13 protein-coding genes and 1 pseudogene are annotated in these 17425 nt (G+C 54.2%); 6 read left to right on the top strand and 8 right to left on the bottom strand.

The genetic code is table 11. The features are described 5' to 3' along the window. Positions 1-5: 5 nt before the first annotated feature. Positions 6-644, top strand: coding sequence for a histidine phosphatase family protein (locus GKAS_RS05295; RefSeq protein ID WP_035892470.1), 639 nt, complete (start codon positions 6-8; stop codon positions 642-644). Positions 645-736: 92 nt separating this feature from the next. Here GKAS_RS05295 and GKAS_RS05290 read toward each other — a convergent pair whose 3' ends face one another. Together GKAS_RS05290 and GKAS_RS05285 are read right to left on the bottom strand one after the other, a co-directional pair. Then, entirely contained in the window at positions 737-1126 is a 390-nt protein-coding gene (locus GKAS_RS05290; RefSeq protein WP_035892469.1) for an MGMT family protein, read from the bottom strand. 241 nt (positions 1127-1367) lie between these two features. After that, positions 1368-1673, bottom strand: coding sequence for a hypothetical protein (locus GKAS_RS05285; RefSeq protein WP_035892468.1), 306 nt, complete (start codon positions 1671-1673; stop codon positions 1368-1370). 250 nt (positions 1674-1923) lie between these two features. On the opposite strand from GKAS_RS05285, the pseudogene GKAS_RS25245 reads away from it, so the two are divergent. Further along, positions 1924-2227, top strand: a pseudogene (locus GKAS_RS25245) (deoxygluconate dehydrogenase); the annotation flags it as partial. A gap of 56 nt (positions 2228-2283) precedes the next feature. Further along, positions 2284-2943, top strand: coding sequence for a DUF1345 domain-containing protein (locus GKAS_RS05280; protein WP_035892466.1), 660 nt, complete (start codon positions 2284-2286; stop codon positions 2941-2943). A 141-nt stretch (positions 2944-3084) separates the two neighbouring features. Here the strand turns inward: GKAS_RS05280 and GKAS_RS05275 are convergent, their stop codons facing one another. From GKAS_RS05275 to rbn, 6 genes are all read right to left on the bottom strand, one after another. Further along, complete coding sequence (locus tag GKAS_RS05275; protein ID WP_035892465.1) at positions 3085-4755, bottom strand: ABC transporter ATP-binding protein/permease; 1671 nt, start codon at positions 4753-4755, stop codon at positions 3085-3087. After that, positions 4752-7508, bottom strand: a complete 2757-nt coding sequence (locus GKAS_RS05270) for a M16 family metallopeptidase (protein WP_051910725.1) — start codon at positions 7506-7508, stop codon at positions 4752-4754. Before GKAS_RS05270 ends, GKAS_RS05275 begins: the two co-directional genes overlap by 4 nt. A gap of 53 nt (positions 7509-7561) precedes the next feature. After that, positions 7562-10114, bottom strand: coding sequence for a TonB-dependent receptor plug domain-containing protein (locus tag GKAS_RS05265; protein WP_035892463.1), 2553 nt, complete (start codon positions 10112-10114; stop codon positions 7562-7564). An 18-nt stretch (positions 10115-10132) separates the two neighbouring features. Next, positions 10133-11119, bottom strand: a complete 987-nt coding sequence (locus tag GKAS_RS23435) for a TonB family protein (RefSeq protein ID WP_147281529.1) — start codon at positions 11117-11119, stop codon at positions 10133-10135. Between the two features lie 585 nt (positions 11120-11704). Then, the gene (locus tag GKAS_RS05255) at positions 11705-12700 is read right to left on the bottom strand and encodes a chemotaxis protein (RefSeq protein WP_035892462.1); all 996 of its coding nucleotides are present in this window, start codon (positions 12698-12700) and stop codon (positions 11705-11707) included. A gap of 65 nt (positions 12701-12765) precedes the next feature. After that, on the bottom strand, positions 12766-13683 hold the full coding sequence (gene rbn / locus GKAS_RS05250) for a ribonuclease BN (protein ID WP_035892461.1): 918 nt from the start codon (positions 13681-13683) through the stop codon (positions 12766-12768). Between the two features lie 45 nt (positions 13684-13728). On the opposite strand from rbn, the gene GKAS_RS05245 reads away from it, so the two are divergent. The 3 genes from GKAS_RS05245 (at position 13729) to menD (ending at position 17379) form a co-directional block, all read left to right on the top strand. Next, on the top strand, positions 13729-14190 hold the full coding sequence (locus tag GKAS_RS05245) for a GNAT family N-acetyltransferase (RefSeq protein WP_035892459.1): 462 nt from the start codon (positions 13729-13731) through the stop codon (positions 14188-14190). Positions 14191-14337: 147 nt separating this feature from the next. Then, on the top strand, positions 14338-15630 hold the full coding sequence (menF, locus tag GKAS_RS05240) for an isochorismate synthase MenF (RefSeq protein WP_035892458.1): 1293 nt from the start codon (positions 14338-14340) through the stop codon (positions 15628-15630). Positions 15631-15708: 78 nt separating this feature from the next. Continuing rightward, entirely contained in the window at positions 15709-17379 is a 1671-nt protein-coding gene (gene menD, locus GKAS_RS05235) for a 2-succinyl-5-enolpyruvyl-6-hydroxy-3-cyclohexene-1-carboxylic-acid synthase (protein ID WP_035892457.1), read from the top strand. Positions 17380-17425 lie beyond the last annotated feature (46 nt).

Below are 17425 nucleotides of genomic sequence, written 5' to 3'. Positions count from 1 at the left end.
TTACGATGAGAGTCATATTGGTAAGGCACGCCGAAACGCAATGGAATAATGATGGGATCATTCAGGGGCATAGCGATAGCCCGTTAACGCCGCGCGGACAGCGTGAAACGTCATTGTTACTGGAAGCGCTTTTGGAAAAAGCGTACCCCATCGACCGTATTTACGCCTCTCCACTGGGACGCGCGTGGCAAATGGGGCTGAGTCTTGCTGAGGGACTCTGCTGCCCGCTGTTGGCGGAAGCTGCGCTAAAAGAGCAGGGATTTGGTCACTTTGAAGGGATGTACTCAGCTGATTTAATTCGCCATTATCCCAATGAAGCTGAGGCGTTATTTCGGCTTGATGCTAAGTACTGCCCACCCGGTGGTGAATCTTTGCTGACGGCGACCCGACGTCTTATGTACTTCTTGCAGCATATACAGAACGCGGCAGAACACCAGACGATATGTCTTGTTTCCCATGGGCATATTCTTCAGGGCGTGCTGGCAATGCTGAAAGAAGGCAATATTGATAATTTCCCCCGCTATTCCCAACCTAACGCGAGCTACTCTGTTTTTGAGCTGGATGAGGGGAAATGTACGGCGCTGCAATGGGGGATTGCTACGCATTTGCTACGGACTTCGCCTGCACCAGACAATCCGGTTTGATCCTGTCCTATCTACCAGGTTTCTCAACTTAAACTTGGGTTGATACAACTAATCAGTAAGTTGGGAGCATTGCTATCAATTTCATCGAGTTGTTATGAGTGAACACTAAAGCCATTTTGTTCTGCTATTTTCCACGCTGAAGCAAACTCAGTTGGTGTTGGCGGGATAATATCAAACCAGTCAAAATTAAATACTTTTTCTCTCTGTTTATGTAAGTCACCTGTCGTATCAAATCCATCTCCAGGTAATCCTGTCTCAGAATTTACAACCAATACACTTAATGGCGGTAATTTGTTTTGAGCACAAAAGTGAAGAATATGCCCTAGCTGGCGATCCAGCGTACCTGCACCTTTATAACCAAGAATATTAGCAATCTCTCCATATGTAGTTATCTTACGTTCATAAGCGAATCCGATAAGAATTTGCCATATTTGCAATGCTCTATTCTCAAGGGTGTTTTTTTCAGAAAAATATTGGATCATAGATTCCTCTTCAGAGTTATGAAAAACATAATATGGCAGACTAAATAAGCGCAGCGTTATGTGTGTCCCGCGACTACAGGGTGCACACTGTTTGCGATAGCTTTTCCTTGAATAGGATATCATGATCAAGGTTGTCTGCCATTACCCAACTTTTAGTAGCGCGGGGTTATAGAGTGGGGATATCTGCCAAAGACAGCAATTTGTTCATAGCAGCCCCTTCGGGGTTGGCACCTTAGTGCTATCATCTGACGTTGTATTTTTTAATGCTAATACCCTTGATATTGTATATACCTGTTCGTTTAATTCGCTTGCCCTTTTTGTCCGTAATGGTGGCTGTGAGTGTGCTACAGCGGATAGAATGACGTTCATCAATCACCAACCGAATTGCTTCTGAAGGATCTTCCACCTCTACGAGATCATCAGTCTTATTCAAGCCGAATGGCACAAGGTGGAATGCGGTTTTTCCCGATGATTTTCTGGTTATCTTTACAGGGTAAAGCACATCACCACTTTTATGGATCAATTCAAGGCGTTCAGTGTAAATCATGGCAATCTCCTTAGTTTGTCTGCATGAATGTACAAACTGAAGATAGGAGATACAACAAAAAAAGATAGGTAAAGCTAAAATAGCCTAACTCGACACATAATCTATTGAATTAAATATGTATTTTTGCAGTGGGTATGTAAAAACTGTAATCTTGACTAACCTCAGATTCAGTTAAAGTGATCTTCTGCCTATAACTCAAGACACACTAATTTAAATATGAATTCCGAACTTCCGCTCCTCCCTCAACGCGAATTTTACCGACTCCATCGCCCATCCCACTTTTTTTTGCCAGCAAACATGGCTTAAGCGGATTTACCACAAAGCTCGCTAAACAATTATCCAAAGAAAACATACGGGTAACCGGATTATATCCACCGGATTTTGACGTGGCTGGGTTTGATGTGCCTGTCGATAATCTATCCCGAATGGGGGAGCGTCTTATGAATGGGCGCTCTATCTGGGAAACGATTCGTTTTGTGCTGACCCAGCCTCGCAGTTGCCACATCGGTAGCATCTGCTTTCAAGGGCCAACTCGTGAAGATTTGCGAGAATAGGGGCTGAATCTGGGTCTACAGTTAGTCTATCGTCCCTTTTCTAAGCCACTCACATCATGACTCTTTCTTTCAGTACTTACTTTCGCGCGCGTTTGCGTTTATTGGTTGCTATTCTGGCTGGCGTAATCTGCTTTTTCACCCTTCCATCCGGGCTGGGTTATCTGCAACGGTTGTTGATTAGCTGGAATGTGCTGGCGTGGCTGTATCTGTTCTTTATGTGGTTTTTGATGCTACGTACCGATGTTCGGGATATTCCGCGTATAGCCAGAATGCAGGACGAGAGCGCGGGGTTGGTGTTGGGTATGGTGATCATTGGCTGTCTGGTCAGCATCCTGGCGATCCTGATTGAGCTGACTTCGCTTAAACATCTTGCCGGAACACCGCGCGTGCTGCATCTGCTGTTAACCGGTGCCACGCTGACGGTATCCTGGGCCTTGCTTCCCACCTCATTTGCCATGCATTACGCTCACCACCACTATCTGCATCGGAGTGAAGAGGTTACGCCGATGATCTTTCCGGAAAAGCCCGGCGAACCGGGTTACTGGGATTTTCTCTATTATTCCTTCACCATCGCCGTCGCGTCACAAACCGCTGATGTAGCGACGGGGAGCACCGACATGCGGCAAATTACATTGCTCCATTCGGTTATCTCTTTTGTGTTCAATCTGGCGATTCTGGGCCTGTCGGTGAACGTTGGCGCGGGGTTGCTGAGCTAAACGCCGCACCATTTCGGGTAAACGGCTAGCCAATGTCAGTGACGGCTATCGCGCTGAAGGTCTCTCATGCCGACTGGTGCTGGAGGCCGCCCTATGGCGACCTCCCTCATCTCAACGCCTGTATCCTCAATCAGCGTGCGGCTATTTTGCCAACGTAAATGTGTTGAGATCGATGTGATGACTAAAGTGTGCGTTAATCTCATTTTGGTGAGAAACGGCAATCACCGTGGTATCCGGTAACCGTTGTTTTACCAGTCGCAGCATGGTCTGCGCCGCATCGGCGTCAAGATTGCTGGTGGCTTCATCCAGATAGAGCACGTCAGGCTGATACAAGATTGCCCGGGCGAACGCCAAACGCTGGCGCTGGCCGCCGGAGAAGAGCGACTCCCAGTTCCGTTGGCTATGCAGAGCCTCCTGCCATTCGCCTAACCCGACGTCCTCAAGCAGCGCGCTAAGCTTTGCATCGGTAACATCGGAGCCTCCCGGATAGCAGAGAATTTCCGCCAGCGAACCTTGCCCAAGGTAGCTTTTTTGCGGCAGCAACAGCGTTTTTCCTTGCTGACTCTGCCATTCGCCGCTAAACCACGGCCAGACGCCAGTGAGGGTGCGCAGCAGCGTGGATTTCCCCAGTCCGCTGCGGCCGCTGAGCTTACTCCAGCTTCCGGGCGGGCAGCTAAACTGAATGCCCTCCATCAGGAGAGTGCCTTCCGGTGTCGCGAGGGTTAATCCACCGACGTTCAACTCGCGGCCGACGTCCGGTGCAGGATGTGGATACTGACAGGCTTCAATTTCTCGCTTGAACTGCTCCAGACGGTGCATGCTCGCCGACAGTTCAATCAGCGCGGTGTAAACCCGGATAAACCAGCTTAATGCGCCATGTACCTGCCCGAAGGCGGAGCGGACCTGCATTAAACCACCGAGGGTGATGGTTTTTGCCATAAACAGCGGCAGGGCAGCAAAGACAGGGACGATGAGGCTGACGCGGCTGTAGCCGGTGGTGAAGAAACCGAGATTACGTTCACGATCCATCAGCTGACGCCAGTTACCGACGATGGCCTCAAAGGCGCGGCTGAGCTGTTTTTGCTCCCAGCTTGCGGCCTGGTAGAGTGCAATTTGTTCTGCGTTATCCTGCTTACGCAAGAGCGAAGCGCGGAAGTTTGCTTCGTTACGCTGTTTTTGCACATTCAGTCGATGCAGCGGCTTACCAATCGCGTGCGTTACCACGCTGCCAATAAGCGTATAGGCGAGCGCCACCCACACCAGATAGCCGTGCAGCGTCACCTCTATCCCCCACAGCGTAAAATGCTGTACGCCGGAAAGATGCCAGAGGATCGTGACAAACGACATCAGCTGAGCGCTGGTTATCAGGAACGACACGCTAAGGCTCACCGTTTTATCCACGAAGGCATTGATGTCCTCGGCGATACGCTGATCGGGGTTATCAATATTGCCGCGTAGCGCCATACGGTAAAAGGCCTGTTTTGCCAGCCAGCTTTGGGTCAGTTCGGCGGTTAACGCTTTACGCCAGCGGATAATCAGCAGCTTGGTAAACCAGCCCTGATACACGAACACGCCAATGTAAATCAAAATATAGACGCAGTAATCTTTCACCAACTGATAAACCAGCGAGCCGTTAAACTCACCAAGGGCATCGTAAAAGTTCTTGCTCCAGTTATTGATTAGCACGTTCAGCCAGACAATCGAACCGCCGAGGGCGACGATCAGCGCCAGCAGTCCCCAGGCCTGTAGGCTTCCGCGGCCACGCCAGAACGATGCGCTTAGTTCGCACAGCAGCATGACTTTACGTTTCATGGGCGCGTCTCCAGCGGCAGGGCGATATACACCGCTTCATTGGGTGTATCTGACAGTAGCTGTGCGGCCTTTCTGACGGCATCAGGGGTAATGGCTTCGGCCAGCGTGTTCAGGCCAGAGAGGTAAGCCGGGCTGTTAAAGTGGGCGTAGCTCAGTATCAAACGACGCTGCAACGTGAGCAGATCCTGCTCGCGACCTTCCTCAGACCGACGGAACTGTACTCGCTGAGCTTGTACCGCGTCGTCGGTAATGGTGAGCGTTTTCATGGCCGATGTTGCAAGACGGGCGAGCTCGCGTGCGCGTTCCGGTGAGGTGGTGAAACGAATCTCGGTCTCGACGCGGCTACTCTGATCGTTAAGTTCACTGTTGAAGCGCATGTTGTAGATACCGCGAGCGTCGTCGCGCAGTACGGTCTTCAGGTGTTGATTCATCAGATTACGAGCGATACTCACCTGCACGGCAAGCGCAGGAGACCAGGGGGCTGAGGTAAAGCGCCAGATCGACACATCGGCCTTAGGCTCCACGTTGATAGCGGATACGGTTTCGCGCTGCCCGGCTTGCTGGAGATAGTCCGCTGCACTGAGAGCGCGGTCGCGCGGAATACCGGCCAGATAACGGGTAACGGTGGCTTTAAGCGTCGGCGCTGGCATATCGGCGAGCATGTACCAGGTGACCGGCGCACGGGTAGCCGTCAGCCACTGGTCGCGCAGCGCATCGGGGGCCAACGCGTCAAGCTCGGCGGCAGTGGGGCGGACAAACGCCGGATCGCCGAAGCGCAGGCGGGTGATCTCTTTTTCACGTCGTGCAGAGCTGGAACCTTCTTCCATCGCCTGACGACGAGAGAGCGCAATCAGGTTCGTTTTTAGCGCCATTGCATCAATGCCCGGTGTGAGCTGTATCGCCTGGTAATATTGGAAAAGGGTGTCAATATTGGTTTTTTTGGCCTGACCGGAAATCTTGAGCCACCGGGCCTGAGAATCGATGCTCAACGATATGCCATGGGACGAAATCCACTGCTGTGTGGCTTCGCTGTCCCAGCCTTGTGGTGCGACCAACTGCGCGGCGATTTGTGCCTGCCATGGCTTCAGGCCAGTGCTCATAAAGCCCGCCTGGCTTAGTGCGGTCAATACCAGATTGTCTTTCGCCAACGGCGTTTTCAACCAAATCACGCGATCGCCGTTGCTGAGTGTCCACTCTTCAACCTGTTCCTGCGGGTAGCTTTTTTCAGTGACGATCGCGCCGCTAAGCGGTGTATCCGGGAGGACGGACGGCGTGCTGGCACTCTCTACTGGCGGTGGCGTTGGCGTGCGGCTTTGTACCTGCTTCTCAATGGCCGCAATGGTTTTTGCCTCCGGTAATGGGTAGGTCGTTTTTCCTGGGAAGGTAAACTGTATCAGCGTATCCGGTGCCGTCAGCCACTGGCGTAGACGTCCGTTAACGTCATCAAGCGTCAGGGTTTCGAGCGCGCTCTGGGCCGCTTTGCCGCGAGACTGGCTGTCAAAATAAGGGCTTTTATTTAACCAACTGGTGCTGAGTATTTTGACCCAGTCGCTAAAGGTGCGGGTCTCGGTTTTCTGACTCATCAGTTTGGCCTGGGCCAGCATTTTCTGGCGCTGCTGTTCAAATTCCTGGCGGTCAAAACCGTAGCGCAGTAGGCGTTCACGCTCTTCAAACAGTGCTTTTGCCCCATCGAGATGATGGCCTGGCGTCACGTCAGCGAACAGCGCAAACGCAGTGGCGTGGCGACTGATGTCTGATTTCCGCGCGACCATGTTATCGACCCGATCGGCCAGTTCCTTACTTTGGCGCTTGAGCTGACGCGAGAGCAGCGTAGTAACCGTCTGGTTAATCAATCGTTCCCGATAGTTCTCGATACCAAACCCATTGTTTTCGTGGAAGCGAGTGACCAGCGAGACCTGGCTCCCCCCGCTTTCACTGTCCTGCAGGCGCACCAGACGTTGCTGCGGTTTTAATACCGGTTCAGCGCCTTCAAGTACCGGCAGCGGTACCGCCGGGGTAGCGGCAAACTGCTGCTCAATCTGTTTTTTCACCTGTTCGATATCAATATCGCCTGTAATCATCAGACGGATGGCGTTAGGGTGATACCAGCGCTGATAAAAGGCCTGAAGCTGGCTTGCTGGAGTATGACGAATGGACGCTTCGGTACCGATCATCGGACGTTCAGGATAGAGGGAACCCTCGCGAACGGCGGCAACGCGCTGTTGGTTCATCCGTTCCGCCACGCCCAGTTTTCCGCGCCATTCGGCGAGGATCACGTTGCGTTCGTCGTCGAGATCGTGCTGGGTGAGCAATGACTGACTGGTCATCTGGCTCAGGGCGTGCAGTGCCAGAGGCAGCTCTTTTACACCCGCCGGTGGGCTGAACATATACTGAGTACGCTCGTAATTAGTGACGGCATTGTAGTGCAGGCCGCGCTGCCAGCCGTGCTGACTCAGCGCTGCGGAGACGCCCTGCGGCCAGTCGCGGCTGGCACGATAGGCCATGTGTTCCACCATGTGTGCCACGCCGGACTGACTGTCGGTTTCGTTGAGCGAGCCGGCATCGACGGTAAGGCGAATATCGACGCGCCCTTTTTCAGTGGCAATAGGAATCAGCGTGTAGTGCAGGCCGTTTACCAACTGGCCCTCTACAATCGTGGGCAACGGGCTGGCTGGTTCGGCAGCATGTACCGGGAGTCCCGCCAGCACAAAGGCCATCGCGACGCAGACGCCGCGAAGGTAAGATGACAACATTATGATTTTCCTTATAAAATACGCAGGCGTGATGCCGCCTGCGCCGTCGTGTATTACCAGCTATAGGCGACACCGAGCCAGAACTGGCGGCCCGTTTTGTAGGTCAGCGTTTTACTGGTTTTGTTGCCGGTTTGGGTGGCTTCAATGACGTTATCGAGCACGTTCAGCACATCAAGCGTCAGCTCAACGGACTGATGCTCAAACGTTGGCTGTCGCCAGGCGAAGCGCCAGTCCCAGGTGAAGTAATCTTTGTATTGCGTTTTGTTGTAGCGGGTAGCGCTGCCGGTGTAGTTGCCGCACGGCAGGCCACTATTCGGGCAGGTGACCGTTTCGGTGGTGTAGCCTTCGTAGCCAGCGGTATAGCGCAGACTCTGGTTCCAGTTGAGGTTCAGCGCTGGCAGCCAGGTATTGATATTGACGAACGCGTTCCACGGCGAGTTGAAATCCAGCGCATCCATGTCGGCTTTTTCCATCAACTTGTTGTTGAAGATAACCATGGTGTCGTCCGTGTCGCTGGCATCGTACCAGGTCTGGGAACTGGACTTATTGTTGACAATGCTGGCGCCTAATGACCAGCTCAGGTCGGCCACGCTGAAGTGGTAAGGGCTAATGGGTTCGGCGCTCAGCGACCAGGTCGTGCCTTCGGTTTTGGCATTATTGCTCAGGATGTAGTAACGATCGCCGTTGGCATCGGTCGTGCTTTCGCGGCCAAACTGGTCGCGGCCTTTACGGTTGACCCATTTCACCGTCCACACGGTATCCAGTACGCGCTGAGATAACCCCAGCGACACTTCATCGCTGTAAGGCGTTTTGAGGTCGGAGATATCGTAATCAATACTGGCCGATTTTTGCTCGCCGGTGACCCACGGGCTAAGCGCGTCGGCGCGGGTTTGAATATAGTAGGTGCCGATGCCGTTGCGTAGTTTATAGGCCAGCAGATTTTGCCCGTAGTAACGGTTAGCGCCACCGAACAGACGGGTACGTTTATCGCCAAACACGTCCAGCGAGGCGGCGAAACGCGGCGCGACCGTGGTATTTTTCAGGAAGTCGTCATACTGCACGCGTACGCCGGGAGTCAGTTCCAGACGCTGAATATTGACGCTATCCTGCAGGTAGAAGGCATAATCGTTATAGCTGCCCTGTACCGAACGCTCCGGGTAAAGGGTCCGGCTTTTAAAATACTGCTCGCCGCCGATACAGAAGTCATCGCCGCTCTGGCAGACCGTGCTGCTGCTAATCGTAGCAGCGCCGCGGTTGGCATAAACGTCGCCGAACCGGCGATAGCGCGCCTGATACATATCCATTTCCCAGCCTGCATCAATCTGGTGGCTCATGCCGAAAAGCGAGAAGGGATTTAACTCTGCATCTTGTTTAAGCGTGGTGGTGGTTTTATCGGTACCGTAGTTACCGTAGCCGCCAATATTGGCCGTTTGAGCATTCGCCCCGGGCGCGCCGCTTCCCCAGTTAATGGCGTCTGAAACAAAGTTTTTCGACAGGTAGTAACGATACCAGGTACGGTAGTTACTGGACTCCTGTTCGATTTTATTTTGTTCGTATTGATAGCCTGCCAGGCTGGTTATTTTCCCCCAGTCTGCCATGTGCTCCCACTCAATATTGGCACGCCAGCCACCGCCGCTATTGGTAAATCCGCCGTCTTTAACGTCTGATTTGTAATAGGTCAGTTCGTGGGGCGAATACATGCCGGTTAAGCGGAAGATATCGCCGTTCTCGGCAAACCAGGTGCCTTTTAATAAGTAGTTCTCGGCGACACGCTTTTGATCCGTCCACTGGTTCATGTTGGTATGAAACTGAGGAATAGTCGATTGCTGACGGCTATAGGAGAAAATAAAACCGGCACTATCATTGATTGGCTGATTAAAAGTGGCCGTATAGAAATTCTTGGTGAAGTTAGGTTGGTTATAGAATTTTGTTGCCTGGTTAAAATCTTCTTTGTCTGTTTCGCTGATATGGTATGAGGTCCAGGCACTGCGGGTACTACGCCAGGAAATTTTGCCGGATGCGCGATCGAGTGACGGATCTTTTAACCGCGCGTCGACCACACCGCCGGTGAAGTTGCCATATTTTGCCGATACGTTGCTATCATAAACATCCACACTATCCAGCAGATCGCTGGTAACCCAGAATGCCTGGGTACCGCCCGCTGGAAGGTCGGTAGGTGCATAGCCATCGGGGTTAGCGGTTAGGTTACCGCCGTTCGCGCCTGGGTTGATGGTGCTGTTATTCGACAAGCCATCAATCATGAAATTGTTGTTGTAGTACTTCTCACCATGAAAAGACACATTCTCCGGGGAAATTTCACCCGGGTTCAGGCTAGAGTCTGTTTGGTTAGAGAAACGGACGTTAGGATTATATTTTAATAGTTCCGTGACGCTGCCATTAGCGGTTGGCCGATCGGCTATTTGATTGGCATTGAGGGTTTGTGTCCCCATGGTCTGACTGGTTGGCGTAGAGCGTACAATAATTGTATCATCCTGCGCATCTTCTGCGGCGGCAGTATCTTTATCGACAGATTTATAATCTTCATCGGCAATACTTGTCGCTGAAAAAAGCATGAGCGGAACCATAAAACACATGGTTTTATTCATCATCTATCCCCGGAAATATTAATTAATAAGCTGTATGTGTCCGTCTAATTTAAAAATGATGGTGACGGTCTGATCGTTAATGGCGCCGGTGACGCGATAACGCCAGCGGGCGATATCGCGCCGCAGGTCGGCACTGAATACGTCGGGCGGATCTTCCGACAATATACGAATATGGGTAATGGTACCGGCGGGAGTAATATCAAATTTCACCTGAACCCGGCCTTCAATACCCATTGAACGTGCGCGGGTAGGGTAATTAACCCGGCGATGCAGAATCTGTGTCACGCTGCTCGTGGCATCGCCACCACCTTGGGCGGCCTGACCGCTGGCACTCTCGCCGCGCTGCGTTGACGGTGTGGTCGAGGTCTCTGATGTGGGAGCGGACGTCTGCCCAACCGCTTTCGGGGCTTCGGTCGTAAGCGGATGTGCTTCAGCGATTTGCGGCATTTTTGCCTTTGGTGGCGCGACTTTTTGGGGCCGTGCCGCTGGCGTTTTACGTACAGCCTGTTTTTTGGTTACGACAATCTCAGCGCGTTCAACGGGGGCAGGCTGCGGTTCATTCACAGGGGTGATTTCAGGCTCCGCCTCCAGCATCGTGACGTTATCTGGTGTTACACCGACCGGAAAAAGCATCACGGCAAGCTCTCCGCCTGCTTTACCGGCGTTATGCTGGTTCATCGGCGGGGGAGAAAAAGCGCCAGCCATGTAGAGCAGCGCAAGCGCGTGAATGCCTACGGATACGGCTATGGCAAGGCTTGCCCGACGACGTACTGGCGGCATAACCATGGCAGGATGGTGTAAAACAGCGATATCAGAAATCATCAAAATCGTTTCCCTTCGCCAGTTGCGGGTATGCATACCCGCACGATAGCGGCGTAAATAGCCGCAATATCCCCAAAGTAACTGGCGTGAATAAATTATTCTTGCAAGTGTATTTTCTATAATTATTAATTGATGCGGATCGTAATGATAAGTACTATCATTTGCAATAGAGATTTCATTCAAAAGATGAATATATTTACAAACCTCTACGAACCAGCATAACTCACTGATTCATTGAGTTATGCTGTGCACTCGGTTGAATGATGTTGTCATTACATTTTGTATTTGTTGGTAAATTGATCTAACAGGACGTTAATCGAGGCTCTGATTTTTCAAATTTTTCGAGACTGAGAGCGCCACAGGCATGGAGAGGTCGCCAGAGATTGTCATCGCACTGGATACATGATGATTAGCTACCCGCTCGGTCTCCAACCATGCTTTTTTGCAGGTTACCTGTCGCTGTGTGGTGATGTACTCGTACATGCTTAGATATTATGATGCGGAGTGGTCAAAATTAATGTTGCAGCGGAAACATGCAAAGATTATAGGGTGCATCCAAAGGCTGGGGATTAATATTACTACCATGACTTCTTTTGTTGGCGGGGAGCCCAGGAAATGTGAGGTCTTTAGATTTAGGGAAGTCACAGGGTTATTTATTCAATAATTATAAGAAGATGTCGGAATAACGGTGTTAGCATTTTTCATTTTTATTTTGACTGTTGATGCTGGACATCATTAATAAAAATGCCCAGCACCATCATTAATGTTTTACCTTACCGCATGCAGTCCACTTTCCCCACGCCCAGCCGCTTTATTCAGCACGCGCTCAATTACCGCCGCCAGTTCGTTAATTTCAAACTTCGCCACATACCCATCGGCGTTAACCTTACGAATATGGTCCTCGTTCGCGTTCCCCGATAGCGATGAGTGGATCACCACCGGAATATTGCGCAGCCGTGGGTCGGTTTTGATTTTGCGGGTCAGGGTAAAGCCGTCCATCTCCGGCATTTCGAGGTCGGTCAGCACGAGGGCGATTTTATCGCTCACCGGCACGCCTTCTTTTGCCGCTTCCTGGGCGATAAGCTCGATTTTCTCCCACGCTTCTTTGCCCGTCACGTGCAGCTGCGCGGGGATGTCCATCGCCTTCAGCCCTTTCTCCAGCATGGCGCGCGCCACCTTCGAGTCCTCGGCGACAATCGCCGTTGCGCCCGGCTTGATGTTGAACTTGCGCGGGTTCAGCTCTTTGGCGTGCAGGTCGTGATTGGAAGGGGTGATGTCGTAAAGAATTTGCTCCACGTCGATAACCATCGCCAGATTGTTGCTCTCCTGGTGATCGTCGAGGCAGGCGATGCTGGTGATGTATTTGCCGTTAACCGCTTTCTCAGCGGTATGGATTTGCGTCCAGTCGAGGCGGGTAATGTTCTCGACGGATTCGACGGCAAAGGCCTGTACGCTGCGGGCATATTCGGTAATCAGCAGAATGTTCAGGCCGGTGGCAGGTTTGCAGCCCGCCACGGCAGCGAGGTCGATAACCGGAATGATTTGATCGCGAATGTTCACCATGCCCATCAGCGGCGGCTTAATGCCGGCGGGGCGGGTGAAGCTCGGCATCGGGACGATTTCCCGCAGCTTAAAGACGTTAATACCGTACAGCTCCGAGGCGTCGCTCTGTGATGACGCGCCGAGGCGGAAAAGCAGCAGCTCAAAACGGTTGGACAGGGTCAGGTTAGCCCTGTCGTCGATCTCTTTCTGGAAGTTATCCATCATGCCCTCAGCGTAAAAAGCGTTCTCTATTAGCTGAGTTATCGGCAGGCGCGGCTAAAACGTTATCACAGCGTGAAGGTAGCGAAATCCTCGGCCAGTTCGCACGCCGGGAAATAGACCTGGCACTCGGCGAGCAGGCGGCGACAGCCTTCGGCATCGTAGCGCGAGCTGACGTGAGTCACGATGAGCCGCTTGGCGTTGGCGTCCCGCGCCAGTTGGGCGGTCTGCTCGGTTGACGAGTGTCCGCGGCTGTTGGCTTTCTCCGCCATGGCGGCTTCCAGCGTCGCTTCATGAACCATTACGTCAACATCGCGGGCCATCGCAAGGGCCGCATCGCACGGCGCGGTGTCGCCAAAAATCGCTACTTTTTTACCGGGCGTGGCGGGCGAAAGATAATCCGCGCCGTTAATCACGCGACCGTCCGCAAGCGTTACCTGCTCACCGGCTTTAAGCTGCTGGAACAGTGGGCCGGGCTCGACGCCTGCGGCAATCAGCCTGCGAGCATCCAGCGCGCCTGGCTTATCGTGCTCTTCTACGCGAAAGCCGTAGCACTCGACCGGGTGATTAAGCGGAAAGGCGGTGACGGTGCGCAGGCCGTCGTCGAGGATCTTCCCACCGCTGATTTCGACGACCTCCAGCGGGAAATCGGTCCATGAACCGCTCAGACGCAGGGTGGTTTCAATAAACTCCTTCAGCCCTTTTGGCCCGTACAGGGTGAGCGGCTGGGCGCTTCCCGACATTGAACGGCTGCAAATCAGCCCCGGCAGGCCAAAAAGATGGTCGCCGTGCAGGTGGCTAATAAAGATGCGTTCGATTTTGCCCGGATGAAAGGCGGTGTGTAGCAGTTGATGCTGCGTGCCTTCGCCGCAGTCAAAAAGCCACAGCCCCGGCTGCGTTGGGTGTTGCAGATTCAGCAGCATTGCTGTTACGTTGCGAGTCCGGGTTGGCACGCCCGCGGATGTGCCTAAAAACGTCAATTGCATAGCGCCGCGCCCCTGGCGGTAAAAATAAGGTCTAAGGAGCCTACCATGATTCGTTGGCAAGATTTGCACCATTCTGAATTAACCGTCCCGACGCTGTACGACCTGCTGAAGCTGCGCAGCGAAGTCTTCGTGGTGGAACAGGCCTGCGCGTATCTGGATATCGACGGCGACGATCTGGTGGGTGAAAACCGCCATCTGCTGGGCTGGAAAGACGATAAGCTGGTGGCCTACGCACGCATTCTGGTGAGTGAAGAGGACGTTGAACCGGTGGTGATTGGCCGGGTGATTGTCAGTTCCGAAGTGCGCGGTGAACGTCTGGGCTATCAACTGATGGAACGCACGCTGGCAAGCTGCCAGCAGCATTGGCCGCAGCGGGCGCTGTATCTTGGCGCGCAGGCGCATCTGCGCGACTTCTACGGCCATTTTGGGTTTATCACTGTCACCGACGTCTACGACGAAGATGGTATTCCGCACGTGGGGATGGCGCGAGAAGTGGCGCAGGCATAACCCCAAATCCCGTCTATAGTGAAAGGCAAAGAGCGTTGATTTTCAGTGCGATATTGCCTCGTTACGTTTCCGCTCCCTAATCGTGGGTACTGCTTTTTATAACAAGTACCCCGTATACTATGTGGTTTTTATGATAGGGAGGTTTGCGTGCGATCCATTCTAGCGGCGTTGCAGAGCCTGTCAGGGCTGCTGACAGACGATTTTCCAGCGTTGCCCGGCACGCAAAGTATTGAAGTCTCTTTCCCCCTGAGCGATGCCTTTGACCCGCTTGCCTGGCTTAGCGGGCAGGCGGTCTGGCCGCAGTTCTACTGGCAGCAGCGCAGCGGTAAAGAAGAGATTGCCGCGCTGGGTGCGGTCAAAACCTTTATCTCCCTGGCCCAGGCCAATGATTTTCTGCACACCCTTGAACGTGACGACCTGCGCATCTGCGGCGTGAACGCCTTCGACCCGAAGGTCGGGCAGCTATTCCTGCCTCGTCTGGAGTGGCGGCGCGAAGCCGGACGGGCCACGCTTCGCATCAACCTGTGGAGCGATAGCTCGCTTCAGCAGGATGCCGAGCAAGCGCGGGCATGTCTGGCATTGCTTACAACCCATCACGCTTCGGCGGAACTGGCGTTGCACCAGGAAAGCGAAACCTATCGCCCCGGCAAAGAGGGCTGGTGTCGGCTGATTGAGCAGGCTACCCAGGCGATTCGCGACGGCGCATTTAGCAAAGTGGTGCTGGCACGGGCAACGGATCTGGTCTTTAGCGGCGCACCGAACGCCGGGGCTCTGATGGCCGCCAGTCGCCGGGTCAATTTCTCTTGCTATCATTTCTATATGGCGTTTGACGCGCAGCGGACGTTTCTCGGTTCATCGCCGGAGCGTTTATGGCGGCGGCGTGGAACGGCGCTGCGTACCGAAGCGCTGGCGGGCACCGTGGCGGCGCACGACGATGCGGCAACCGCAAACCGGCTGGGCGACTGGCTGATGCATGATGACAAAAACCAGCGGGAAAATAGCCTGGTGGTGGAAGATATCTGCCAGCGCCTGCAAGGGCTGACGCAAACGCTCGACGTGCTGCCAGCGGAAATCGTACGTCTGCGCAAGGTGCAGCATCTTCGCCGCTGTATTCAGGCGGAGTTGACCGCGGCCGACGACACGCGCTGCCTGCTGCAACTGCAACCCACGGCGGCGGTGGCGGGGCTGCCTCGTGCGCTGGCGCTGGACTTTATTGACCGCTTTGAGCCGTTTACCCGGGAATGGTACGCCGGGTCGGCGGGCTATCTTTCTCGTCGGCAGAGTGAGTTCTGCGTGACGCTGCGCTCGGCGAAGGTGGAAGGCAATACGGTGCGGCTGTATGCCGGTGCCGGCATCGTTGATGGCTCCGATCCTGAACAGGAATGGCAGGAAATCGAAAATAAAGCGGCGGGTCTGCGTTCTTTGCTGTTCCCTGAATAGAACATTACCGATTCATATCAAAATCCTACTGGGTCGTAGAATTTATACTGAGTCGATTATTTGATACCGGACAACTTCATGTCAGTAAGCGCATTTAACCGACGCTGGGCGGCGGTGATCCTCGAAGCATTAACCCGTCACGGCGTGCGGCACGTTTGCATTGCGCCCGGGTCTCGTTCAACACCGCTTACGCTTGCGGCAGCGGAGAATCGCACCTTTATTCATCATACCCATTTTGATGAGCGTGGCCTCGGACATCTGGCGCTGGGGTTGGCGAAGGTCAGTAAGCAGCCGGTGGCGGTCATTGTGACCTCCGGCACGGCGGTGGCGAACCTCTATCCGGCGCTGATTGAAGCGGGCTTAACCGGTGAAAAAATTATTCTGCTCACCGCCGACCGCCCGCCAGAGCTGATTGACTGTGGCGCGAATCAGGCTATTCGTCAGCCGGGTATGTTTGCCTCGCACCCATCCAGCACCCTTTCGTTACCGCGCCCGAGCCAGGATATTCCGGCCCGCTGGCTGGTCTCTGTCGTGGATGATGCGCTGGGTTCGCTGCACTCCGGCGGTGTACACATCAACTGCCCGTTTGCTGAACCGCTGTATGGCGATATGGACGACACCGGCCTTGCCTGGCAGCAGGCGCTGGGAGACTGGTGGCAGGGTGAAAAACCCTGGCTGCGCGAAGCGCTGCATCAGGAGAGTGCCGTTCAGCGCGACTGGTTCTTCTGGCGACAAAAGCGCGGCGTGATTGTCGCCGGGCGGATGGATGCGGAAGAGGGCAAAAAGGTGGCCGAATGGGCGAAAACCCTGGGCTGGCCGCTGATTGGCGACGTGCTTTCGCAAACCGGGCAGCCGCTGCCGTGCGCGGATCTCTGGCTCAGTAACCCGGCCGCCATCAGCGAGCTTGAACAGGCGCAGATTGTGGTGCAGCTCGGTAGCAGCCTGACCGGTAAACGCGTGCTGCAATGGCAGCTTGCCTGTGAGCCGGACGAATACTGGCTGGTCGACCCGCTTTCCGGCCGCCTCGACCCGGCGCACCATCGCGGTCGCCGTCTGGTGAGCAACATTGCCCAGTGGCTGGAAAAACACCCGGCGGAGAAACGCGCGCCGTGGACCACCGTTATCCCTACGCTCTCCGAACAGGCATGGGAGGCCGTTGCCGCGCAAAGTGAGCACTTCGGCGAAGCGCAGTTAGCGCACCGCATTCGCCGCTATCTCCCGGAACAGGGCCAACTGTTCGTTGGCAACAGTCTGGTGGTGCGTTTAATTGACGCCTTAGGCCAGCTTCCGGCGGGCTACCCGGTTTACAGCAACCGCGGTGCCAGCGGCATCGATGGCCTGATTTCCACTGCGGCGGGCGTACAGCGCGCCAGCGCACGGCCGACGCTTGCTATCGTTGGCGATCTGTCGGCGCTCTATGACCTCAACGCGCTGGCGCTGCTGCGCCAGGTGTCCGCACCGCTGGTGCTGATAGTGGTCAACAACAACGGCGGGCAGATTTTCTCTCTGCTGCCAACGCCAGTGGAAGAGCGCGAGCGCTTCTACGCGATGCCGCAAAACGTTCACTTCGAGCATGCGGCGAAGATGTTTGGCCTACGCTATCAGCAGCCAGAAGATTGGGCGTCGCTGGAAACGGCGTTGAGCACCGCCTGGCGCACGCCAGCAACCACGGTGATTGAGCTGGTGGTTAACGACACCGACGGCGCGCAAACGCTGCAACATCTGCTGGCGCAGGTCAGCAAGCTATGATCCTGCACGCCGTAGCCGAGCAGGGAGAACCCACGCAGCCGTGGCT

It is taken from the genome of Kluyvera ascorbata ATCC 33433 (assembly GCF_000735365.1).
GTDB lineage: Bacteria > Pseudomonadota > Gammaproteobacteria > Enterobacterales > Enterobacteriaceae > Kluyvera > Kluyvera ascorbata.
The sequence above is the reverse complement of the archived record's forward strand: the minus strand, read 5'-3'. Positions and strand labels throughout refer to the sequence as shown.